Annotated in this window: 23 protein-coding genes, 1 pseudogene and 1 riboswitch; of the genes and pseudogenes, 9 read left to right on the top strand and 15 right to left on the bottom strand. The window is 71.8% G+C overall.

The window, feature by feature from the left end; translation table 11 throughout:
* Positions 1-43 precede the first annotated feature (43 nt).
* Positions 44-1,474: an amino acid permease gene (locus ACERZO_RS22350; protein WP_372666667.1), complete on the top strand. Its 1,431-nt coding sequence runs from the start codon at positions 44-46 to the stop codon at positions 1,472-1,474.
* Here ACERZO_RS22350 and ACERZO_RS22345 read toward each other — a convergent pair.
* From ACERZO_RS22345 to ACERZO_RS22335, 3 genes are read right to left on the bottom strand one after another with little or no spacing between them, the layout of a single operon-like run.
* Positions 1,471-2,520 (bottom strand): NAD(P)H-dependent flavin oxidoreductase, encoded by a 1,050-nt coding sequence (locus ACERZO_RS22345; protein WP_372666666.1) that lies wholly within the window; start codon positions 2,518-2,520, stop codon positions 1,471-1,473. The two genes, ACERZO_RS22350 and ACERZO_RS22345, sit on opposite strands and share 4 nt — an antisense overlap.
* A 17-nt stretch (positions 2,521-2,537) precedes the next feature.
* Positions 2,538-2,894 (bottom strand): nuclear transport factor 2 family protein, encoded by a 357-nt coding sequence (locus ACERZO_RS22340; RefSeq protein WP_372666665.1) that lies wholly within the window; start codon positions 2,892-2,894, stop codon positions 2,538-2,540.
* 51 nt (positions 2,895-2,945) lie between these two features.
* On the bottom strand, positions 2,946-3,455 hold the full coding sequence (locus ACERZO_RS22335; RefSeq protein WP_372666664.1) for a MarR family winged helix-turn-helix transcriptional regulator: 510 nt from the start codon (positions 3,453-3,455) through the stop codon (positions 2,946-2,948).
* Between the two features lie 108 nt (positions 3,456-3,563).
* On the opposite strand from ACERZO_RS22335, the gene ACERZO_RS22330 reads away from it, so the two are divergent.
* From ACERZO_RS22330 to ACERZO_RS22315, 4 genes and pseudogenes are all read left to right on the top strand, one after another.
* Positions 3,564-5,336 carry a family 20 glycosylhydrolase gene (locus tag ACERZO_RS22330; protein ID WP_372666663.1) on the top strand — a complete coding sequence of 591 codons (1,773 nt, stop codon included), beginning with the start codon at positions 3,564-3,566 and terminating at the stop codon, positions 5,334-5,336.
* 1 nt (position 5,337) lies between these two features.
* Positions 5,338-5,664 (top strand): annotated as a pseudogene (locus ACERZO_RS22325) (pentapeptide repeat-containing protein); the annotation flags it as partial.
* Positions 5,665-5,766: 102 nt separating this feature from the next.
* Positions 5,767-6,213, top strand: a complete 447-nt coding sequence (locus ACERZO_RS22320; protein ID WP_372667209.1) for a pyridoxamine 5'-phosphate oxidase family protein — start codon at positions 5,767-5,769, stop codon at positions 6,211-6,213.
* A gap of 47 nt (positions 6,214-6,260) precedes the next feature.
* Positions 6,261-6,815 carry a PH domain-containing protein gene (locus ACERZO_RS22315; protein WP_372666662.1) on the top strand — a complete coding sequence of 185 codons (555 nt, stop codon included), beginning with the start codon at positions 6,261-6,263 and terminating at the stop codon, positions 6,813-6,815.
* Between the two features lie 111 nt (positions 6,816-6,926).
* Here ACERZO_RS22315 and ACERZO_RS22310 read toward each other — a convergent pair whose 3' ends face one another.
* Positions 6,927-7,496, bottom strand: a complete 570-nt coding sequence (locus tag ACERZO_RS22310) for a Uma2 family endonuclease (RefSeq protein WP_372666661.1) — start codon at positions 7,494-7,496, stop codon at positions 6,927-6,929.
* A gap of 132 nt (positions 7,497-7,628) precedes the next feature.
* Positions 7,629-9,470 (bottom strand): translation elongation factor 4, encoded by a 1,842-nt coding sequence (lepA, locus tag ACERZO_RS22305; RefSeq protein WP_372666660.1) that lies wholly within the window; start codon positions 9,468-9,470, stop codon positions 7,629-7,631.
* A 115-nt stretch (positions 9,471-9,585) separates the two neighbouring features.
* On the opposite strand from lepA, the gene ACERZO_RS22300 reads away from it, so the two are divergent.
* A complete protein-coding gene (locus tag ACERZO_RS22300) occupies positions 9,586-10,206 on the top strand; it encodes a class I SAM-dependent methyltransferase (protein ID WP_372666659.1) in 621 nt (206 codons plus the stop codon).
* Here the strand turns inward: ACERZO_RS22300 and ACERZO_RS22295 are convergent.
* Together ACERZO_RS22295 and ACERZO_RS22290 are read right to left on the bottom strand one after the other, a co-directional pair.
* Positions 10,203-10,577, bottom strand: a complete 375-nt coding sequence (locus ACERZO_RS22295; protein ID WP_372666658.1) for a VOC family protein — start codon at positions 10,575-10,577, stop codon at positions 10,203-10,205. The genes ACERZO_RS22300 and ACERZO_RS22295 overlap by 4 nt on opposite strands.
* A gap of 23 nt (positions 10,578-10,600) precedes the next feature.
* On the bottom strand, positions 10,601-11,464 hold the full coding sequence (locus ACERZO_RS22290; RefSeq protein WP_372666657.1) for a DMT family transporter: 864 nt from the start codon (positions 11,462-11,464) through the stop codon (positions 10,601-10,603).
* Between the two features lie 324 nt (positions 11,465-11,788).
* Between ACERZO_RS22290 and rpsT the strand changes: the two genes are divergently transcribed.
* Positions 11,789-12,049: a 30S ribosomal protein S20 gene (rpsT, locus tag ACERZO_RS22285; RefSeq protein WP_013228460.1), complete on the top strand. Its 261-nt coding sequence runs from the start codon at positions 11,789-11,791 to the stop codon at positions 12,047-12,049.
* Between the two features lie 54 nt (positions 12,050-12,103).
* Here the strand turns inward: rpsT and holA are convergent, their stop codons facing one another.
* On the bottom strand, positions 12,104-13,078 hold the full coding sequence (gene holA / locus ACERZO_RS22280) for a DNA polymerase III subunit delta (RefSeq protein WP_372666656.1): 975 nt from the start codon (positions 13,076-13,078) through the stop codon (positions 12,104-12,106).
* Positions 13,079-13,214: 136 nt separating this feature from the next.
* Positions 13,215-13,348, top strand: a riboswitch (SAM riboswitch).
* Positions 13,349-13,361: 13 nt separating this feature from the next.
* On the opposite strand from holA, the gene thrC reads away from it, so the two are divergent.
* Together thrC and ACERZO_RS22270 are read left to right on the top strand one after the other, a co-directional pair.
* The gene (gene thrC / locus ACERZO_RS22275) at positions 13,362-14,627 is read left to right on the top strand and encodes a threonine synthase (RefSeq protein ID WP_372666655.1); all 1,266 of its coding nucleotides are present in this window, start codon (positions 13,362-13,364) and stop codon (positions 14,625-14,627) included.
* A gap of 114 nt (positions 14,628-14,741) precedes the next feature.
* Positions 14,742-15,227, top strand: coding sequence for a DUF4231 domain-containing protein (locus ACERZO_RS22270; RefSeq protein ID WP_372666654.1), 486 nt, complete (start codon positions 14,742-14,744; stop codon positions 15,225-15,227).
* Between the two features lie 5 nt (positions 15,228-15,232).
* Here ACERZO_RS22270 and ACERZO_RS22265 read toward each other — a convergent pair whose 3' ends face one another.
* The 7 genes from ACERZO_RS22265 to nadD form a co-directional block, all read right to left on the bottom strand.
* Positions 15,233-17,605, bottom strand: coding sequence for a ComEC/Rec2 family competence protein (locus tag ACERZO_RS22265; protein WP_372666653.1), 2,373 nt, complete (start codon positions 17,603-17,605; stop codon positions 15,233-15,235).
* The gene (locus tag ACERZO_RS22260; protein WP_372666652.1) at positions 17,602-18,321 is read right to left on the bottom strand and encodes a helix-hairpin-helix domain-containing protein; all 720 of its coding nucleotides are present in this window, start codon (positions 18,319-18,321) and stop codon (positions 17,602-17,604) included. The genes ACERZO_RS22265 and ACERZO_RS22260 overlap by 4 nt, the downstream gene beginning before the upstream one ends.
* Positions 18,322-18,471: 150 nt before the next feature.
* The gene (locus ACERZO_RS22255; protein ID WP_372666651.1) at positions 18,472-19,329 is read right to left on the bottom strand and encodes a DegV family protein; all 858 of its coding nucleotides are present in this window, start codon (positions 19,327-19,329) and stop codon (positions 18,472-18,474) included.
* 4 nt (positions 19,330-19,333) lie between these two features.
* Positions 19,334-20,062 carry a diglucosylglycerate octanoyltransferase gene (gene octT / locus ACERZO_RS22250; RefSeq protein ID WP_372666650.1) on the bottom strand — a complete coding sequence of 243 codons (729 nt, stop codon included), beginning with the start codon at positions 20,060-20,062 and terminating at the stop codon, positions 19,334-19,336.
* Positions 20,063-20,065: 3 nt separating this feature from the next.
* Complete coding sequence (locus tag ACERZO_RS22245) at positions 20,066-20,680, bottom strand: histidine phosphatase family protein (RefSeq protein WP_372666649.1); 615 nt, start codon at positions 20,678-20,680, stop codon at positions 20,066-20,068.
* Positions 20,677-21,072, bottom strand: coding sequence for a ribosome silencing factor (gene rsfS / locus ACERZO_RS22240; RefSeq protein WP_091316176.1), 396 nt, complete (start codon positions 21,070-21,072; stop codon positions 20,677-20,679). The genes ACERZO_RS22245 and rsfS overlap by 4 nt, the downstream gene beginning before the upstream one ends.
* A gap of 59 nt (positions 21,073-21,131) precedes the next feature.
* Positions 21,132-21,701, bottom strand: a complete 570-nt coding sequence (nadD, locus tag ACERZO_RS22235; protein ID WP_372667208.1) for a nicotinate-nucleotide adenylyltransferase — start codon at positions 21,699-21,701, stop codon at positions 21,132-21,134.
* Between the last annotated feature and the right edge of the window lie 119 nt (positions 21,702-21,820).

Genomic DNA, 21,820 nt, shown 5'->3' with positions numbered 1-21,820 from the left:
GGGTCCGTGATCCGGGCCGTCCACCGACGTTCGGGAGACGAAGATGTCCTCTCCAAGCCTGGGCTCCAGCTCCGGCATCTTCCGGCGCAAGCCGATCGACCAGATCCAGGACACCAGCGAAAGCGGTGGCCTGAACCGCACTTTGGGTTTGTGGCAGCTGACCGCCATCGGCATCGGCGGCATCATCGGCGCCGGGATCTTCGCCCTCGCCGGCAGCGTCGCGCACGGCGACGACTCGGCGGGCATCCCCGGCGTCGGCCCCGCCGTGCTGATCTCGTTCCTCATCGCCGGCGTCGCGAGCGCCGCGGCCGCGTTCTCCTACGCCGAGTTCGCGGGCCTGATCCCGAAGGCCGGTTCGGCCTACACCTACGGCTACGCGGTGCTCGGCGAGATCGTCGGCTGGTTCATCGGCTGGGACCTGCTGCTCGAGTACACCGCGATCGTGTCGGTGGTGGCGATCGGCATCTCCGGCTACTTCAGCTTCCTGCTCGGCCAGCTCGGCCTCGACCTGCCCGCGTGGATGCTCGGCGCGCCCGGCACCGGGCCGGGCCACAAGGTCGACTTGTTCGCCGCGCTGCTGTGCCTGCTGATCGCGTACCTGCTCAACCGCGGCATCCGCAGCGCCGCCCGGTTCGAGACGGCGATGGTCGGGATCAAGGTCCTGATCGTGCTGGTGGTCATCCTGGTCGGGTTCTTCTACGTCAAGACCGGCAACTACACGCCGTTCGCCCCGGCCGGCTTCGGCGGTGCGGTGACCGGCGCGGCCACGGTGTTCTTCGCGGTGTTCGGTTATGACGCCATGAGCACCGCCGCGGAGGAGTCGAAGGACGCGCAACGGCACATGCCGAAGGCGATCATCTACTCGCTCGCCATTTCGATGGTGCTGTACGTGCTGGCCTGCCTGGTGCTGACCGGCATGCAGAAGTACACCGAGATCGACCCGAAGAGCGGCTTCTCGACGGCGTTCAAGTCGGTCGGCCTGTCCGGGCTGGCCACGGTGATCGCGATCGGCGCGATCATCGGCATCCTCACCGTGCTGTTCACGTTCCTGATGGGCGCCACCCGCGTCGGCTACTCGATGAGCCGCGACGGCCTGCTGCCGCCGTGGTTCGGCAAGACGAACGAGAAGCGCCAGGTGCCCAGCCGGATGACGTGGATCCTCGGCGGCGCGTCCGCGATCATCGCCGGCGTGCTGCCGATCGGCGAGGCGGCCGAGCTGACGAACATAGGCATCCTGCTGGCGTTCGTCGTCGTCTGCGTCGCGGTGATCGTGCTGCGCTACAAGCAGCCGGACCTGAACCGGACGTTCAAGACGCCGGGCATGCCGGTGGTGCCCGCGATCGGCGTGGTGTTCTCGATCTGGCTGATCACGTTCCTGCAGCCGGCGACCTGGCTGCGGTTCGCCGTCTGGTTCGTCATCGGCCTGGCCGTCTACTTCCTCTACAGCAAGCGGCACTCGCTCCTGAACCGCTAGCGGATCCGGTCGAGGCGCGCGGCGGCGTCGCGTGCCTCGACCTTCAGCCGCTCGAGGATGACGGCGGCCGACGCGTCGTAGGCGAGCGGGTAGGTCTGGCCCGCCCACAGCGAGATCGCTTCCGGGTCACCGGCCTTCGCGGATGCTTTGCGCACCGGGCCCGCGAGGTGGTTGAGCTGCGGGTACGCCGCGGGCGCGCCCTCGGACAGCGCGTCCATGAACTTGTTGACCAGCCCGCGCGCGGGGCGTCCGCTGAAGGCGCGGGTGAACGCCGTCTCGCGCTCGGCGAGGGCCAACGCCTTGCGGTGGGCCTCCGAGGTCCCGGCTTCGTCCGCGCGCAGAAAGACGGTGCCCAGCTGGGCCGCGACGGCCCCGGCGGCGAGCACGGCGGCGACGTCCGCGCCGTGCACCAGGCCACCGGCGGCGATCAACGGCAGGTCGACGCGGGCGGCGACCAGGCGCAGCAGCGCGAGGACGCCGTATTCGGCGCCGCCGCCGGGCAGGCGGGGATCGTCGGTGAACAGGCTCCGGTGCCCGCCCGCTTCGAAGCCCTGCAGGACGAGCGCATCGGCACCGAGGTCCGCGGCCCGCTGCGCGGCTTCCGGCGTGGTCACGGTGACGACGACCGCGCTGCCGGCCTCCTTCAGGCGCACCACGTCCGACGGCGATGGCGGGCCGAAGGTGAACGACACCACGGGGACGCGCTTCTCGAGCACGACGTCGAGCTTCGCGGGGTAGTTGTCGTCGTCCCACTTCGGTTCGCCGAGCTCGACGTCGTACTCGCGGGCGAAGGCTTCGAGCCGTTCGCGGTGCGCGGAGACGTCGGCGCTGGTGTCCGGTTGCGGGACGAACAGGTTGACACCGAAGTCACCTTGGCTGAGTTCGCGCGTCCGGTCGATCTGAGTGGCGAGCGCCGCGGGCGTGAGCATGCCGGCGCTGAGGAAGCCGAAGCCGCCGGCCTCGGTCACCGCGGCGACCAGCTCCGGGGTGGTGGGACCGCCCGCCATCGGCGCGGCGATGACCGGGAACGTCAGCTCGTCGAACATGCCACCGAGCGTAGTACTCAGGCGGGCAGCAACATCGTGTAGAGCTTCGCGATGCGGCCGTCCTCGACGAGCGCCACATCGATCCCCCGGACGACCGGCGGCGCGCCTTCCGGGCCGAACGCCCAGGCGAGGTGACCCAGGTCGTGGTTGACCAGGACCGGGCCGTCCGGCGCGAACACGAACCCCGGGGACTGCTCCAGCAGGCTCTTCGCCTTGGCGTTCAGCTCGTCGTGCCCGGTCGCGACCCCCTCGGGATCGGCGAACTCGACGTCGGCCGCGTAGGTCGCCGCGATCGCTTTCGCGCGTCGCTCGTCGTCGCGCTCGTTGAAGACGTCCAGCAGGTTCGCCCGCATCAGTTCGGCCACCGTCGCCATGTCGCACCCTCCTTGATTTCGGCCCATATTACGTGACATGTCACGTAAGTGTCAGGGGTGGTCGTCCGGCCGCGGCAAGGTGCCGCGCTCGACGAGCGCGTCGTAGACCCGCTCCAGCAGAGACGTCAGCTGGGCCTTTTCGCCGGGTTCGAGCGCGTCCAGGAACGCCTCGCGCACGAAGCCGACGTGGTCCGGTGCGGCCCGGCGCAACGCCTCCCAGCCGTCGCCGGACAGCGCCACGTCCGTGGCGCGCCGGTCTTCGGGACTCACGCCGGTCGCGACCAGGCCGCGTTCGCGCATCCGCTTGAGGTGGTGCGAAAGCCGGCTGCGCTCCCAGCCGATGCGGATCGCCAGATCCGTGACCCGCATCCGGCCGCCGGACTCGCTCGTCAGGGCGACCAGCACGTGGTAATCGGCGAGCGAAAGGCCACTGTCGGCCCGAAGCTGCCGGTTCAGCTCGTACTCCAGGCGGAGGTGCACCTTCATGTAGGCGTACCAGGTGGCCGTCTCGGCGGGCGAAAGCAGCGCGAACGGCGAGCCCGGTGCGAACTCCTGCGGCATCGCGCGAGCTTAACCACCCAGTTTGGTCTAGACCATCTGCGCTGGAGGTGCGACGATCCGGGCAGGCGCGACGGCGATGTCGCGCCCTTCCCGCCAGGAGGTCCCCCGGTGAAGACACCCTTGGCGCGCCGGCTCGGCCGCGCGCTCGCCGTGCTGGCGCTGGTCGGCGCCAGTGCCACCGCCGCCCAGCTCACCCCGGCCGCGGCCGCCACGCCGGCGCTGCAGTCGATCGTGCCGGTCCCGGTCTCGGTGACCCCGGCGGCCGGGGTCGCCTTCCCGCTGGTCTCGACGACGAAGATCGTCACCGAAGCCGGGTCGGCGCCGGCCAGGCAGGTCGGCGACTACCTCGCCGGCGTGCTGCGGCCGTCGACCGGCTTCGCGCTGCCGGTGTCCGACGCCCCGGCGTCCGTACCGGCCGACAGCGTGGCGCTGCTGCTCAGCGGCGCGCCCGCGTCCGTCGGCGCGCAGGGCTACCAGCTGGTGTCGACGGCGTCTTCGGTGACCGTGCGGGCCACGACGGCCGACGGGCTGTTCGCCGGCGTCCAGACGCTGCGGCAGATGCTGCCGGGCCGCGTGGAGAGCTCGTCGGCCCAGCCCGGCCCGTGGAGCGTCCCCGGCGCGACGATCGTGGACTACCCGCGCTTCGGCTACCGCGGCGCGATGCTCGACGTCGCCCGGCACTTCCACCCGGTGTCGACGGTGAAGCGGTACATCGACGAGCTCGCCCAGTACAAGATCAACAACCTGCACCTGCACCTGGCCGACGACCAGGGCTGGCGCATCCAGATCGACAGCTGGCCCCGCCTGACGACGTACGGCGGCAGCACCCAGGTCGGCGGCGGCGCGGGCGGCTACTACACGAAGGCGCAGTACACGGACATCGTGACCTACGCGGCTTCGCGGCACATCACGGTGATCCCGGAGATCGACATGCCGGGCCACGTGAACGCGGCGCTGGCGTCGTACGCGGAGCTGAACTGCAACGGCGTAGCGCCTGCCCTGCGGACCGACACCGCGGTCGGCTACAGCTCGCTGTGCATCTCGAAGGACATCACGTACACGTTCATCGCGGACGTGCTGCGCGAGCTGGCGGCGTTGACCCCGGGCCCGTACCTGCACATCGGCGGCGACGAGGCATCGTCCACGTCGGCGGCCGACTACCTGACGTTCGTGAACAAGGTGCTGCCCCTGGTGGCGGCGACGGGCAAGTCGGTGGTGGGCTGGCACGACATCGCGAAGGCGACGTTGCCGGCTTCGGCGACCCCGCAGTTCTGGGGGACGACGACGTCGGATGCGGGCGTGTCGAACGCGGTTTCCCGCGGCAGCAAGGTGATCCTGTCGCCGGCGAACAAGGCGTACGTGGACCAGAAGTACAACAGCTCGACACCGATCGGCCTGTCGTGGGCGGGCTACATCGAGGTCCAGGACGCGTACGGCTGGAACCCGGGAGCGTACTTGTCGGGCGTCGGCGAGTCGGCGGTCCGCGGGGTGGAGTCCCCGCTGTGGACGGAAACGGTGGTCACGCCGGCGGACATCGAGTACCTGGCGTTCCCGCGGTTGGCAGCGCACGCGGAGCTGGGCTGGTCCCCGTGGTCGACGCACGACTGGACGGCATTCCGCACCCGCCTGGGCGCGCAGGCCCCGCGGTGGGTGGCCCAGGGGATCAACTTCTACCGGTCTTCGCAGGTGGCGTGGGACACGGGCGGGACGACGAACCCGGGCACCTGCGCGGACCCGGCTTGGAGTGCTTCGCAGGTGTACACGGGCGGCAACGTGGTGTCCCACAACGGCCACAAGTGGACGGCGAAGTGGTGGACGCAGGGCGAGGAACCGGGAACGACGGGCCAGTGGGGAGTGTGGACCGACAACGGCGCCTGCTGAGGTGACGGCCGGGCCTGCGGTCGCGGGCCCGGCCTTCCAACGGCGGCTTCCCGGGCGTCGCCGCTCCAGGCCAACCGCGACGGTCAGCTCACCGAACGCTTCACCCGGGCCGTCGACCAGCTCGGCAGCGACCACAGCGACGTGCGCGTGGACGGTCCCCGGGCAGGTCGTCTACTTGTCACGAGTGGATCTGCGCAGCGTCGCCCTCCGGAAGGCCCACTTCGCCGGTGCTCGATTCCGGTACGCGAACCTCGCCCGGGCCGTCCTGTGCGCGAACCTCCGCGACGCCGACCTGAGTCACGCCGACCTGCGTGGGGCGAACCTGGCCGGCGTCGTCGAGATCGAGCCGAGCACTCGTACGGACGGTGATCGGCGGGTTTCGGGCGGTGAATCCGGAACACCCGGTTCGTCCGGCGGGTTAAATTGCGGCATGAGCGTTGATCTGGAGCAGGTGCGCGCGCTGTCGCTGCGGGAGAACGGCCTGGCCACCGTCGCCACGACGCGGGGTGATGGCACCGTGCACTCCTCGGTGGTCAACGCCGGGGTGCTCGACGACCCGGTGACCGGCGCTCCGGGCGTCGCGTACGTCGCCGTTGGGCGGGCGCACAAGCTCGCGCTGCTGCGGCGGGCCGGGCATGCCACCGTCACCTTCCGGCGCGGGTGGAACTGGGTCTCCGTCACCGGCGCCACCCACCTCATCGGGCCGGACGACCCCGACCCCGCCTTCGACCCGGCGGGCCTGCCGAAGCTCCTGCGCGACGTCTTCACCGCCGCCACCGGCACGCACGACGACTGGGACGAGTACGACCGCGTGATGGCCGAGGAGCGGCGGGTCGCGGTCTTCGTGACGGCCGACCGGATAATCGGCAATCCCTGACCCACCCGGCCCGAGGAGTCGACCCGTTGCCCGAGTCCCCGCCCCGTGTGAGCACACCGGTCAAGATCCTGATCGGTGTGCTCCTCGTCGCCGACGCCGGTTTCGGGGCGGCGCTCGCCTTCGGCGTCCTGCGCGGGCTGTCGCCGTGGCTGATCGGCGGCGCTTACGCCGCGTCCGTGGTCCTCGCGATCGTCGGGTTCCGGGTCTCCCGGGCCCGCGAGCTGAAGCGCGGCTTCGCGAGCCTCCAGGACCTGACCATCGGCGACGAGGGTCTCCGCCTGCCGGCGGGCACGCTGAGCACCCGGGTGGTGCCGTGGTCCCAGATCGCCGACGTGACGGTCCGCCGCTCGGCCCGCTTCGGCGACGGCCACCTGCGTGACGCGCTCTGGCTCGACCTGGTCACCGGCGGTGGCATCGAGAGTTCGGTCCAGCGTTACGCGCCGCGCGGCAAGCTGCAGCCGGCCCCGCCGCAGCGGCGGCAGTTCGAGCAGACAGCGGTCCTGGACCCGGCCCTGTTCGACGCGGTCGTCGAGCGGCTCCGGAAGGAACTGCGGCACCGGCAGCTGCACGCCCAGCTCCGCGGGACGCCTCGGATTCGCTGACCGAGGGGTAGCCGAGCAGCCGGACCTCGATCCCGCGACCCACGCCGAACAGCGCTGCCGAGGCCGGCCGGGCCACTCGCCTCCGTCACGCGAGGCTGAACCAGGCCGACCTCAGCCGAGCCGGCCCAGCAGTTCCTTCGGCACGATCCGCACCGGGAACGGCCGCTCGACCTCGCAGACCTCGTCATCCGCGGCTTTGGCCACCTGCTGGTAGCAGCCCTCTTCGTCCAGCTCGAACACCGTGAGCGCGGGTTCCTCCGGGTCGATCACCCAGTAGCTTCCCGTCCCGAGCCGCTCGTAGACCGCCTTCTTCGTGTTGAGGTCATGGATCGCTGTGCTCGGCGACAGCACTTCGACCGCCAGCACCGGGGCCGCCGGGAGATCTTTCGCGGTGAAGTCCTCGGTGCGCCCGACCAGGACGTCGGGCTGCAGTTCGGTCCGGTCGCCGTGATGCACCGCGAAAGGCGCCCCGACGACATCGAGTCCGGGTGGGCAAGCCGCTTCCAGCACGCCGTAGAGGCGGTAGGCGATCTTCTGGTGGCCGAACCCGGGCGCCGGCGTCACGAGCAGCGCCCCGTCGATGAGTTCGTGTCTTCGGCCGTCATCCGGCATCCCCTCCAGGTCGCGCACCGTCATGGGGCCCGACCCGGCCGGATACTGGAAGTCCATCATGAGAGTCATGGTGCCCTCCTTTCGCTCTTCACACCAGAGCGAACCAGACAGCACCGACAAGAACGGCCTCGAACACCGGTTCGGCGCCCATATTCACACCTCCGCGTGAATATGGGCGCCGGTGTCACATCAATGGAACAGTTACTTCTTGTTCTTGCCCGAGTCCTCAGTGGACAGAGCGGCGACGAAGGCCTCCTGCGGAACCTCGACCCGGCCGACGGTCTTCATCCGCTTCTTGCCCTCCTTCTGCTTCTCCAGCAGCTTGCGCTTCCGCGAAATGTCACCGCCGTAGCACTTGGCCAAAACGTCCTTGCGGATCGCGCGGATCGTTTCGCGGGCGATGATCCGGGAACCGACCGCCGCCTGGATCGGGACCTCGAACTGCTGGCGCGGGATCAGCTCGCGCAGCCGGGTCGCCATCCGGTTGCCGTAGCCGTACGCCGCATCCTTGTGGACGATCGCCGAGAACGCGTCGACCGTTTCGCCCTGCAGCAGGATGTCCACCTTGACCAGATCCGCGATCTGCTCGCCGGCCTCTTCGTAATCGAGGGACGCGTAGCCGCGCGTACGCGACTTCAGCGTGTCGAAGAAGTCAAAGATGATTTCCGCGAGCGGGATGTTGTAGCGCAGCTCGACGCGGTCCTCGGACAGGTAGTCCATCCCCAGCAGGGTGCCGCGCTTCGTCTGGCACAGCTCCATGATCGTGCCGACGAACTCCGACGGCGCGAGGATGCTCACCTTCGACACCGGCTCGTGCACCTCGGCGATCTTCAACCCGGTCGGCCAGTCCGACGGGTTCGTCACGACCACCTCGCTGCGGTCTTCGAGCACCACGCGGTAGATGACGTTCGGCGCCGTCGAGATCAGGTCGAGGCCGAACTCGCGCTCCAGCCGGTCGCGCGTGATCTCCAGGTGCAGCAGGCCGAGGAAGCCGCAGCGGAAGCCGAAGCCCAGCGCCACCGACGTCTCCGGCTCGTAGTCGAGCGCGGCGTCGTTCAGCTGGAGCTTGTCCAGGGCCTCGCGCAGCTCGGGGTAGTCCGAGCCGTCCACCGGGTACAGCCCGGAGTAGACCATCGGCTTCGGCTCGCGGTAGCCCGCCAGCGCTTCCTTGGCGCCGTGGCGCTCGGACGTCACGGTGTCGCCGACCTTCGACTGCCGGACGTCCTTCACACCGGTGATCAGGTAGCCGACCTCGCCGACGCCGAGTCCCTTGCTGGGCTTGGGTTCCGGCGAGATGATGCCGACCTCGAGGAGCTCGTGCATCGCGCCGGTCGACATCATCTTGATCTTCTCGCGCGGCGTGATCTTGCCGTCGACGACGCGGATGTAGGTGACGACGCCGCGGTAGGTGTCGTACACCGAGTCGAAGATCATCGCGCGGGCCGGTGCGTCGGCGTCGCCCTGCGGTGCCGGGACCGTCTTGACGACCTCGTCGAGCAGCTCGCCGACCCCCATGCCGGTCTTGGCCGAGACCCGCAGCACGTCTTCCGGCTCGCAGCCGATGATGTGGGCCAGCTCACCCGCGTACTTGTCGGGGTCGGCCGAGGGCAGGTCGATCTTGTTGAGCACCGGAATGATCTGGAGGTTGTTCTCCAGCGCGAGGTAGAGGTTGGCCAGCGTCTGGGCCTCGATCCCCTGTGCGGCGTCGACCAGCAGGATCGCGCCTTCGCACGCCTCCAGCGCCCGGGAGACCTCGTAGGTGAAGTCGACGTGGCCCGGGGTGTCGATCATGTGCAGGACGTGGTCCTGCCCGTCGACCTGCCAGGGCAGCCGGACGTTCTGCGCCTTGATCGTGATGCCGCGCTCGCGTTCGATGTCCATCCGGTCGAGGTACTGAGCGCGCATGGCCCGCTCTTCCACGACGCCGGTGAGCTGCAGCATGCGGTCGGCCAGGGTGGACTTGCCGTGGTCGATGTGCGCGATGATGCAGAAGTTCCGGATGAGCTCCGGCGGCGTGAAGGTGGTGTCGGCGAACGTCGTCACTCGAATGAGTCCTCGGAAAGTCGGGGATGGCCACCTCTATGTTCCCATGGCCCTCCGGGTGCGGGTGGGGGTCATCCCCGATGCGGGGTTCCGCGATCCGTGGTGCCCTCGAAGTATGAGCACTTCGCACCAGCCGGCACCCCCTCCCCAGCCGGAGACCAGCGGCTTCGCCCGAGTTCTCGACCGTGCGTTCGGTCACCCCTCCGGCCCGCTCGGCCGCCTCGGCGGCTGGGTGATGGCGCGGGGCAACGCCGCCACCGAACACCGCGTCGTCGACCTGGCCCGGCTCGAACCGGACGACACCGTCCTCGTCGTCGGGCCCGGCCCCGGCGTCGGCCTGGACGCCGCCGCGCGGCTGGCCGGGCGCGCCATCGGCGTCGACCCCTCCCCCGAGATGCTGGCGCTCTGCCACGAGCGCTGCGGCGACCGTGCCGAGCTGCGCGAAGGGTCGGCGGCGCGCACCGGCGAGCCCGACGGCTCCGTCGACGTCGTGCTGAGCGTGAACAACGTCATGCTCTGGGACGACCGCGAGGCCGGGTTCGCCGAGCTGTTCCGGGTGCTGCGTCCCGGCGGGCGGCTGCTGCTGTCGGCACACGAGAAGTGGCTGCCCGTGAGCAGGCACGTCTTGGCCGACGAAGCCGCCGAAGCGGGTTTCGCCGACCTGCAGACCTGGACCTGGGACCCGCCCGGCTTCGCCGCGCTGGCCGCGCAGCTGCGTGCCGTCAAGCCCGCCTAGCGGGTGTCCGTGCGGATCGGGTGTCCCTCGGGCACCTCAACCAGCACGATGCGCGTGCCGTCCGGGTCGGCGATCCAGGCCTCGTCGAGGCCCCAGGGCTCGCGCTGGGCGTCCCGCACCGGCTCCAAGCCCCGCGCCTTGAGGTCGGCCAGCGTCCCGGCGAGGTCCCGGACCTGCAGCCAGAGCACCAGGTCGGGCGACGCACCCGCCTCGCCCCGGCCGGAGACCTCCAGGGAGCCGTGGCCGAGGAAGAACACGGTGCCGCCGGGGAACTCGCGCTCCACGGCCAGGCCGAGGGTGTCGCGGTAGAACGCCGTCGTCGCGGCGGCGTCGCGGGCGCGGACGATCAGCCTGCTCTTCAGGACTTCCATCCGACCATCCCTACCGGACGCGCTCAGGCGGCCGCAATCGCGGCGATGCCGGACAGCACGATCACCGACCCGGCGAGCCGCCGGACGGCGTTGCTTTCGCCCAGCACCAGCCACGCGGCGAGGCCGCCGAGCACGATGCTCAGCTCCCGCGCCGGCGCGACCAGGCTGACCGGCGCCATCGTGAGGGCGAACAGCACGAGGATGTAGGCGACCGGCGACAGCACGGCGACCAGCAGCACCTCCCGGCGCTGCTCGCGCCAGATGCGGCGGACTTCGGCGCGGCCGGCCAGCGCACCGGGCAGGAGCATCGCGCTCTGCAGGATCGAGCCGAGGCCGAAGTAGACGACCGGCGGCACGCCGAGGCCGGTCACGGAGTGCGCGTCCCAGAGGGTGTAGCCGGCGATGGTGGCGCCGGTCAGCAGGCCGTAGAGGATCCCCGCCTTGACCGCCTGAGGGTTGTCCGCCTGACGGCCGGTGCTGATCACCAGCACGCCGGCGATGACCAGGAACGCGCCGACCAGGCCGAGGACGCCGGGTCGCTCGCCGAGCACGAGGACGGCGGCCAGCACCGACAGCAGCGGCCCGGTGCCCCGCGCGACGGGGTAGACGACGGACAGGTCCCCGACCCGGTACCCGCGCTGCAGGACGACGCCGTAGGCGACGTGCAGCACCGACGTCACCACGGCGGCGAGCAGCCAGCTCCACTGTGGACGTTCGGGCTCGACGACCAGCAGTACGACGGTCACCGGCAGCAGGAGGACGGCGGAAACCGTGTAGTAGAGCCAGACGAACTGGGTGCCACCGGAGGAGATCCGCTTGGCGGCCAGGTTCCAGACGGCGTGCACGACGGCCGCGACGAGGACGAGGGACAGGGCGGTGGCGTTCATGGGACCCTTTCGGGTTTTCGCGCGCGCGAAAACCGGGTCCTCCAGGCTTTTGCCCCGTCAGATGAACGACCGGCCGTCCGGGCCCGCCGATGGTGCCGCTCGGACCAGGCCCGCCGGCCCTGGTTGTGTGTCGGCTGCGCGGGCCGGCGACGGAACCCTAGGCACTGCCGTCACCCACCGTACTCCCGGTGCCGGACGCCCGCGGCCCGGCTGTTAAAGTGGTCGCTCGCTGCCCGTGCGGCATTCCGTCATGGAGGAAACCCGCTTTCCGCGGGGCCACTTCAGCGCGGCGGCGATCTCACCGAGTGAAACAGGAGTTGCCCTATGGCCAACATCAAGTCGCAGATCAAGCGCATCACGACGAACGAGAAGGCGCGTCAGCGCAACCAGGCGATCCGGTCCTCGGTGAAGACCGCGATCCGCAAGGTCCGCGAAGCCGCCGAGGCCGGCGACAAGGCCAAGGCCGTCGAGCTGCAGCGCGACGCCGCCCAGAAGCTGGACAAGGCCGTCTCGAAGGGCGTCATCCACGCCAACCAGGCCGCCAACAAGAAGTCGGCGCTGGCGAAGCGCGTCAACGCGCTCTGAGGCTGATTTCCGAGAAAGCCCCGGCTCCGGCCGGGGCTTTCTTCATGTCCGGGGTCAGCCCTTGGCGGCCGCCACTTCGAGGACCGCGCGCTCGAGCGCATAGCCGGGGTCGGCCGCCACGCCCTTGACCTCGGCGTTCAGGCGCGCGACCACGCGCATCGCCGTGGCCAGGCCGTCCTGGTTCCAGCCTCGCGACTGCCCCTGGGCCTTGCGGATCTTCCACGGCGGCATGCCCAGCTCGCCGGCCATCTGGTTCGGGTTGCCGCGGCCCGCGCCCGAGACCCGGGCGATCGTGCGGACGGCGTCGGCCAGGGCGTCCGCCACCAGCACGTGCGGGACGCCCAGCTGCATCGCCCAGCGCAGCGACTCCAGCGCCGCCGACCGGTCGCCGCTGACCGCCTTCTCCGCGACGGCGAAGCCCGTCACGTCGGCGCGGCCGCGGTGGTACCGGCGGACGGCGTCGGCGTCGACCGTCCCGCCCGTGTCGGCCACCAGCTGGCTGGCCGCCGAGGAGAGTTCGCGCAGGTCGGAGCCCACCGCGTCGATCAGCGCGGCCACCCCCGCCGGGTCGATCTTGCCGCCCGCCCGGCGGATCTCGTGCCGCACGAACTGCTCGCGTTCGGCCGGCTTGGTCAGCTTCGGGCACTCCGTGACCTCGGCGCCGGCCTTCTTCAGCGCCACCGGGAGCGACTTGCCCGCCTTGCTCCGGCCACCGCCGGTGTGCACGACGACCAGCACGACGCCGTCCGCCGGGTCCTTCAGGTACGACGCCACGGCGTCGGCCAGCTCCTGCGAGATGTCCTGCGCCGACTCCAGGACGATCACGCGCCCCTCGCTGAACAGCGACGGGCTGACGAGTTCGGCCAGCTCAGGGGCTGTGAGATCGGACACCCGGACCCGGGTCAGCTCGGCCGTGGCGTCGATCGCGCGGGCGGCGGCGAGCGTCTCGCGAACGGCCCGTTCGATCAGCAGTTCTTCCTCGCCCAGCACCAGGTGCAGCGGGGCGGGGGCGGTGGCTTGCGCGGTCACCCGAGGATCCTCTCACTTGCGGTGCCGTGCGCCCGCTCCGGTGATGTCGGGCGGGCGGCATGGCACAGCGTGACCGCCATGTCGTACGGTGTCCTCGAGGCGGCGCGCTCGCTCGCGCGCACCGACAACCGAATACCGCTCATCCAGAGGGGCAGAGGGAACGGCCCGACGAAGCCCCGGCAACCGGCGTACAGCCCGTCATCCCGCGATCGCGGGATAGCTGACGACCACGGTGCCAATTCCGGCCCGCTTCGGCGGGGCAGATGAGGAAAGGAACCTCGCGATGACCGCAACCCTCGGCACGACCTCCACCACGAAGACCCCGGATCTCGGTCCCGCCGTCGAACTGGTGTCGAAGGAAGAGGGTCACCGGCAGCCGCTCGCCCCCGAGTTCGTCTCCGCCGAAGACTTCTCGCCGCTCGAGGTCGCCTACGACTTCGGCCGCGTCCGCCGCGAAGACATCGAGGCCGGCCCCAAGAACATCTGGCGCTACAAGAAGCTCCTCCCGGTTCCGTCCAACGTCGAAGAGATCCCGAACACCGAGCCCGGCGCGACCCGGCTGATCCGCGCCGACCGCCTCGCCAAGGAACTCGGCCTCAAGCGCGTGTGGGTCAAGGACGACACCGGCAACCCGACGCACTCGTTCAAGGACCGCGTCGTCGCGGTCGCGCTGGCCGCGGCCCGCGAGTTCGGCTTCGAGGTGCTCGCGTGTCCGTCGACCGGCAACCTGGCCAACGCGACGGCCGCCGCCGCGGCCCGCGCCGGCTGGCGGTCGGTCGTGCTGATCCCCAAGACCCTCGAGCGCGCCAAGATCCTCACCACCGCGGTGTACGACGGCGACCTGATCGCCGTCGACGGCAACTACGACGACGTCAACCGCCTCGCCACCGAGCTGGCCGGCGAGCACCCGAAGTGGGCGTTCGTGAACGTGAACGTCCGGCCGTACTACTCGGAGGGCTCGAAGACGCTGGCCTACGAGGTCGCCGAGCAGCTCGGCTGGCGCATCCCGCCGCAGATCGTCGTGCCGATCGCCTCCGGTTCGCAGTTGACGAAGGTGGACAAGGGTTTCCGCGAGCTGGGCCAGCTCGGTCTCGTGGACGCCAGCCCGTACAAGGTGTTCGGCGCGCAGGCGACCGGCTGCTCGCCGGTGTCGGCCGCGTTCCGCGCCGGCCAGGACGTGGTCCAGCCGGTGAAGCCGGACACGATCGCCAAGTCGCTGGCGATCGGCAACCCGGCCGACGGCCCGTACGTCCTCGACATCGTCAACCGCACCGGCGGCGCGATCGAGGACGTCACCGACGAAGAGGTCGTCGAAGGCATCCGGCTGCTGGCCCGCACCGAGGGCATCTTCACCGAGACGGCCGGCGGGGTCACCGTGGCCACGGCGAAGAAGCTGGTGGAGACGGGCAAGCTCGACCCCGACGCCGAGACGGTCCTCCTGATCACCGGCGACGGCCTCAAGACCCTCGACGCGGTCGAGAACCACCTCGGCCCGAAGGCGATCGTGCCGCCGTCCGCCGCCGCGGTGAACGAGGCGCTCGGGTACTGACGTCCCCGCCGGGGGCGGCCGCTCGGCTGCCCCCGGTGAGTACCTCCTTTCGCGTTTCCCCGGGCCGCTAAGGTCGACACCCGCCAGGTGTCGGCTCGGTCCGGGAGGTTCGGAATGCGGAATCTCCGCAAGCACTGGATGGTCACCGCGGACCGCGACGGCGAAGCCTTGCCGACGACGGTCGTCGCGAAGTGGCGCTGGTACAAGAAGGGCGCCCGGCGAGACCGGTTGCGGTACGGCGTCGTGGAAGTCGTCGCCCTCACCGGTTCCGCCGCGATCCCGGTCGCGGCCGCCGCTCACCTCGACTCGGTCGTCATCGCCGCGCTCGGGGCCGTCGTCCTGGTCGCGACCGGGATCCGGACCACCTTCGGCATGCACCAGAACTGGGTGGAGCACAGCCAGATCGGCTACGCGATCGAGCGGGAAGCCGCGTTGTTCCTCCATTCCGCACCGCCGTACGAGGGCGAGGACGCCGTCCGGGTGCTGGTCGCGCGAGTGGAAACCCTGGCCGAAGAGGGCGGGCAACAGTGGGCTCGCCGCCGGATCACCTTCGAACGCGACCAGACCGACGAACGCGCCCGGAACACCGCCGTGGAGTGACCCGCTCACCGCCGGGGCGGACCTCGTGGCTCGCCTCGGCGGACGATCGCCGTTCCGGTCACCACCGCCGTGTCGCCGTCCACGTCGGTTCGGGTGACCAGCGCACCCAGCGCACCCAATGTGTCCATTGTGGACTTGCTCGGGTGGCCGTACGTGTTGCCCGCGCCCACGCTGACCAACGCCACCCGCGGCGCCACCGCCGCGAGGAACGCCGGCGACGAGTAGCGCGAACCGTGGTGTGGCACCTTCAGCACCTCCGCTTTCAGATCACCGATGCCGGCCAGCAGGTCCGACTGGGCCGCCAGCTCGACGTCGCCGGTCAGGAGCACCCGGCCGGCCGGGGTTTGCGCTCGCAGGACCACCGAGCTGTTGTTGATCGTCGTGCCGTCCTGCGGGCCTGCCGCTCGGGCCGGTACGTAACGCGGGCCGAGCACATCGAGCGTCAGGCCGGGCCAGTCCATCCGCTCCCCCGGGTTCAGCTCCACCAACGGCACCTCCTGTTCCCTCGCCTCCGCCGCGACCTGGCGCCACGCCCACTCCGGCGCCCGCCCCGGGCCGACGGCGACCGCGCCGACCGACCGGCCGTCGAACACCGACGCGAGCCCGCCGATGTGGTCCGCGTGCAGGTGGCTCAGCACCAGCAACGGGATCCGCTCGACGGCCAGCCGGTGCAGGCACTCGTCCACCGGCCCCGGCTCGGGCCCGGTGTCGATGACGACGGCCCGTCCCGGCTCCGCCGTCGCCAGCACGACCGCGTCGCCTTGGCCGACGTCGCACTCGACCATCGCCCAGTCGCGCGGGGGCCACGCCGGCGCGACCACCCGGACCGGTACGAACACCAGCAGCGCACCGGCCACCAGCACCGCCAGCACCAGCCGCACGCGCCGGTGCCGGGCGGCCAGCACCAGCACTACGAGCACCCCGGCGGCCAGCAGCCCGCCCGCCCAGCCGCCGGGCCAGGCGACGACCGCGCCGGGCGCCCGCGCGCCGTGCCGCGCCACCGTGATCAGCCACCGGGCCTCCGGGTCGGCCAGGTGCACCAGGACCTTCCCGGCACCCGGCCACCAGGGGCCGACCACCGTCGCCAGCACGCCGAGCACCGTCGCCGGGGCCACCACGGGCGCGGCGAGGACGTTGGTGAGCACCGAAACCAGGCTCACCGTGCCCGCCATGCCCGCGAGGACCGGCGCCGTCACCAGGAACGCCGCCAACGGGATCGCCAGCCCTTCGGCGAACCCCGGCGGGACGCCGCGGCGCACCAGCGCGGCGGCCCAGCGGGGCGCGATCAGGACCAGCCCGGCGGTGGCGAACACCGACAGCGCGAACCCGAAGTCCGTGGCCATCGCCGGATCCGTCACCACCAGCACGCACACCGCGAACGCCAACGCCGGCAGCGCCGACCCTCGCCGGCCCAACGCCAACGCCAGCAACGCGACCGCCGCCATCACACCGGCCCGCAGCACGCTCGGCTCCGGGCCGACCAGGACGAGGAACCCCGCCAGGCACCCGCCCGCGGCCACCGCCGAAGTCCGCGGCCCGCACCGAAGCAGACGCAGCAAGAGCAGGACCGCGCCGCACGCCACGGCGAGGTTGCCGCCGCTGACCGCCGTCAGGTGGGCGAGGCCGGCGGTGACGAACTCCTGCTCGACCCGCGGCGACAGCCCGCTCGTGTCGCCCAGGACCAAGCCCGGCAGCAAGCCGGCGGGTTCCTCCGGCAGGACCTGGCACAGGTCGTGGAGCCCGGCACGCAGCCCGGCCGCGGTCCGCTGCCACCACGGCGCCGGGCCCGGATCGCCCGGCGGGCCGCGCACGGACAGCACCGCGACGCTCAGGTCCGCACCGCGCGGCGGCATCAGCAGGCCCGCCGCCGTCACGTCCTGCCCCGGCAGCAGCGCCGCCCACTGCGCGACCGGGGCCAGCAGCAGGACCCGCCCGGACGACGTGACCGGCCGGCCGTCGACCGACGCCGTGCGGACGTCGGCCGTCAGCACCACCGACCGGGCACCGGCCTGCTGGTCGGCGTAGCCCGCGCCGCGCACGGGCTTCGGGCGTTCGGCGACGACGACCCGCAGTGCCGCGGGCAGCCCGTCGGCCGCGGCGGCGCGGAGCTCGTCCCGCTGGGCGTCCCGGATCCGCCAGGCGACCGGCCCCGCGGCGACCAGTCCCAGCACCAGCAGGGCTGCGGCCGCGGCGAGCGCCCGCGGACGGTCGCGGGCCCGCCAGAGCACCAGCCCGGCGACCACCGCCGAAGCGAGGCCGACGGCGACCGCCGTCCACCAGCCCAGCAGGAGGCCGCCGAGTGCGGCGAGCCAGCACGCCAGCGCCGCCGGCACCAGCCGCATGTCCTGCCGGGTGTCGGCCGTGGGCAGGGCGCTCATCCGACCATCACCTGCTCACGCAGCTTCTCGAACTTGCTTTCGCCGATGCCCGACACGTCGCGCAGTTGCTCCACCTTCGTGAAGCCGCCGTGCTCGGTGCGCCACTGGACGATCCGCTGGGCTGTCACCGCGCCGACACCGGGCAACGTGTCCAGCTGATCGGCGCTCGCCGCGTTGAGGTCGACCTTGGCCCCCGCCGGGGAACCGGCGGTCGCCGCGGCGGGTGCCGGGATCCCGACCGCGAGCTGCTCCCCGTCGGTCACGCGGCGGGCGAGGTTCAGCGAGCTCAGGTCGGCGCCGGGGTCGGCGCCGCCGGCGGCCCGCAGCACGTCCGCGACGCGGGCGCCCTGGACCACGGTGACCAGGCCGGGCGACCGGACGCGGCCGATCACGCTGACGACGAGACCGGCCTGGGGTGCGGCCCGGGCCGAGGCCTCGCTCGCCGGTTTCGCGCTCGGCAACGCCGGTGGCGGCTCGGGCGCCGGACGCCCGCCGAGGAGCGCGACCGAGCCGAGGACGATCACCACGACCGCCGCGAGGACGCCGGCGAGCGCCCACCGGCGGCGGCCGGGACCGGCCGAACCGCCCGGTAGCCAGCGCCGGACCAGCCGGCCGCCGGGCCCGACCGTGCTCTCGTCGGGCGAGAGCTGGTCGGCCAGCCAGGCGAGCCGGTCGTTGACGGGAGGGCCCGGATCCCGGGCGGGCTGCTCGAACACACGATCGACGTTAGGGCCCGCGGGGAGGCGTCCGACAGGGGTGCCGCCGCGTCCTGTGGACAACCGGGGTGATGTGGACGGATCCACCCGGCCCGGCCCGGGAACAGCCGTTTCCGTCGTACCCGGGTGGCATGCTGGAGGGTTCGGCGGCTAGCGCCGGGACGGGACCGTCCGCTGGACGACCACCCCGAGCACGCCAGGCCCGGTGTGCGCCCCGATCACCGCGCCCAGCTCGGAGACCACGCACCCCGCCGAGCGCGGCACGGCCTCTTCCAGCCGGTTCGCCAGCTCGACCGCCCGCTCCGGCGACGCGAGGTGGTGGACGGCGAGCTCGACGTCGTCGTCCTCGGCGGCCTTGGCGGCCAGCTCGACCAGCCGCGCGAGCGCGCGGTTCATGGTGCGGACCTTCTCCAGCGGCAGGATCCGGCCGTCCGACATGTGCAGCACCGGCTTCACCGCGAGCGCCGTGCCGAGCAGCGCCGCCGCGGGGCCGATCCGGCCGCCGCGGCGCAGGTGGTCCAGGGTTTCCACGACGAACAGCGTCGACGAGCAGCCGGCGGCGGTCACCGCGGCGGCCTCGACGTCCGCCGCCGCAGCCCCTTCCGCGGCGGCCGAAGCGGCGTGCAGCGCGGCGAACCCCAGGCCCATCGCGGTGGTGCGCGAGTCGACCACGCGGACCCGGTCCGGGCCGACTTCCTGCGCGGCCAGCACCGCCGCTTCCCAGGTGCCCGACAGCTCGCGCGAGAGGTGCACGGAAACGATCGCGTCGGCACCGTCGGCCAGCGCCGCGCGGTACTCCTTCACGAACTCGGTGGGGGTCGGCCGCGACGTCGTGACGATCTTGCGCTGGCTCATCGCTTCGGCGACCGCCGCCGGGCCCGTCTCGATGCCGTCGAGGGAGACCACACCGTCGACCAGGACGTGCAGCGGCACCACCCGGACCGCGTGCCGTTCGGCGAAGCCCTCCGGCAGGTGGGCGGTGGAATCCGTGACTACGGCGACCGACACGCCGTCAGCCTACGTGGCCGGGGGCCGGCTCCGGCGCCAGCAACACGGACATCGCGTCGCCCACCGCGGCGTGCCCCTTCCAGCCCCAGTGCATGCCGTCCGGGTTGCCCTCGCCGCTCAGGACGTGCTCCCCGACGACGGCTTCCAGGTCCAGCAACGGAACACCCGCGCGTGCGCCCCAGGCCTTCATGGCGGCCTCCGCGGCCGGCCGCGCGGTGTGCACGCCGCCGTAGGCCGCGGCCCGGTGCACCGACGGCAGCCACCCGTAGATCGGCAGCTCGGGCCGCAGGACGCGCAGCGCGCCGACGGCCGTGTCGAGGTACTGCACGGTGAGCTTGGCCGGCAGCACCACGGGCCGGCCGCGGAAGGCGACGGACAGCCGGGGCTGCGCGGCGAGGTAGGCCTTGCGCACCACGCGGCGCACGGGGTCGGGCCTCAGGTACTTCAACCCGGTGCGCAGGTAGGTCGGCAACGGCGAGGGCAGCGTGTCCATGCTGCCGATCGCCAGCACGACCGCGTCGACGTGGTGCAGGTCGGCCCACACGCGCGGGTCGCCGGTCAGCGACCACCAGACGTCGCGCGCGGTCCAGCCGATCCCGGCGACCAGGTCGGCGGTGCCGCCCAGCGCGGCGGCGGCGACGTTGGGCCACAGCCGCGGTTCGTCGGCGGCGCAGGGTCCTTCGGGACCGTGAAAGCTCAGCGAATCGCCGAACACGAGCAGGCGCGGCCCCATCGGCTAGCCGTGCATCCCCGCGTTGTAGGCCAGCAGCCGCCACTTCCCGTCGCGTGCGCCCAGCTCGACCCAGTGGCAGTTCGAGATCCCGCCCAGCGACGGCCAGGTCTCCACCGGCAGGTTCAGCAGGTGCGCGGTGAGCGCGGTGATCAGCCCGCCGTGGGCGGCCAGCAGCACGGTCTCGCCCGCATCGGAGTTGGCTTGCTGCAGGTCGGTGACGACTTCGCTCGCGCGGTCGGCGACGTCGAGGCGGTTCTCGCCACCCGGCGGCGCCCAGGTGGCGTCGCGGCGCCAGCGGGCGCGCTCACCGGGGTAGGCCTCGTCGACCTCGGCGCCGGTCATGCCCTGCCACTCGCCGAGGTGCGTCTCGCGCAGCCGCTTGTCGATCCGCAGCGGGACGCCGATCGCGTCGGTGAGCACGGTGGCCGTGTCGGTGGCGCGGCGCAGGTCGGACGCGATGACGAGGTCCGGGGAGAACCGGGCCAGCGCGGGGACGGCGAACCGGGCCTGGTTCCAGCCCCGCGGGGTCAGCGCCGAGTCCAGGTGGCCTTGCATCCGCCCGGCGGCGTTGTAGTCCGTCTCGCCGTGGCGCCAGAGCACGAGCCGCCGCGGGCTCACGGGACGTCCGGGTCCTCGTCGGCGGGTGGCTCCTCGAGTCCGGCCACCTCGATGCGCGGGCAGTCCTTCCACAGCCGCTCGAGGCCGTAGAACGAGCGCTCTTCGACGTGCTGGACGTGCACGACGACGTCGACGTAGTCGAGCAGGACCCAGCGCCCTTCGCGGGCGCCTTCGCGGCGGACCGGCTTGTGCCCGCTCTCCCGCAGCTTCTCCTCGACGTTGTCGACGATGGCGCCGACCAGCCGCTCGTTGGACGCGGAGGCGATGACGAAGGCGTCGGTGATGACGAGCTGCTCGGACACGTCCAGCACGACGACGTCGCTGGCCTTCTTGTCCGCCGCCGCGTGTGCGGCCGCTACGGCCAGCTCTCGTGCCTCGGACGTGGCTGCCACAGTGCTCCTTCTCAGATCGGGTTCGCCCGAGAAGAGTACCCGCCGCGACCAGGGGCCCTTCAGTCGCTCTTCCGGTAGAGATCCTTCTTCGCGATGTAGCGGACGACGCCGTCGGGCACGAGGTACCAGACCGGCTCCCCGCGTTCGACGCGGTCGCGGCAGCCGGTCGAGGAGATCGCCATCGCGGTGACCTCGACGAGGCTCACCTTGCCGCTGGGCAGGTGGTGCGAATTGAGCCGGTAGCCGGGCCGCGTGACGCCGATGAAGTGCGCGAAGTCGAACAGCTCGTCGGCCTTGTGCCAGGTGAGGATCTGCTCGAGCGCGTCGGCGCCGGTGATGAAGAAGAGCTGGTCGTCGGGGTACTCGGCGTGGAGGTCGCGCAGCGTGTCGACGGTGTAGGTCTGGCCGCCGCGGTCGATGTCGACGCGGCTGACCGAGAACACCGGGTTGGACGCGGTCGCGATGACCGTCATCAGGTAGCGGTCCTCGGCCTTGGTCACCTGCCGGCTGGTCTTCTGCCAGGGCTGGCCGGTGGGGACGAAGATCACTTCGTCGAGCCCGAACCGGGACTGGACCTCGCTGGCCGCGACGAGGTGGCCGTGGTGCACGGGGTCGAACGTGCCGCCCATGACCCCGATCCGCCGTGGTGACATGACCGGAGAGCCTATACAGCCGCGGGCCGCGGGACCGGCCGCTGTGGGACACCTCGCCCGACCGGGCAAGAGTTGTGATTCAGGTCACATAACGG

Origin of the sequence: Amycolatopsis kentuckyensis, from assembly GCF_041679295.1 — a bacterium.
Classification (GTDB): Bacteria; Actinomycetota; Actinomycetes; order Mycobacteriales; family Pseudonocardiaceae; genus Amycolatopsis; species Amycolatopsis kentuckyensis_A.
The sequence above is the reverse complement of the archived record's forward strand: the minus strand, read 5'-3'. Positions and strand labels throughout refer to the sequence as shown.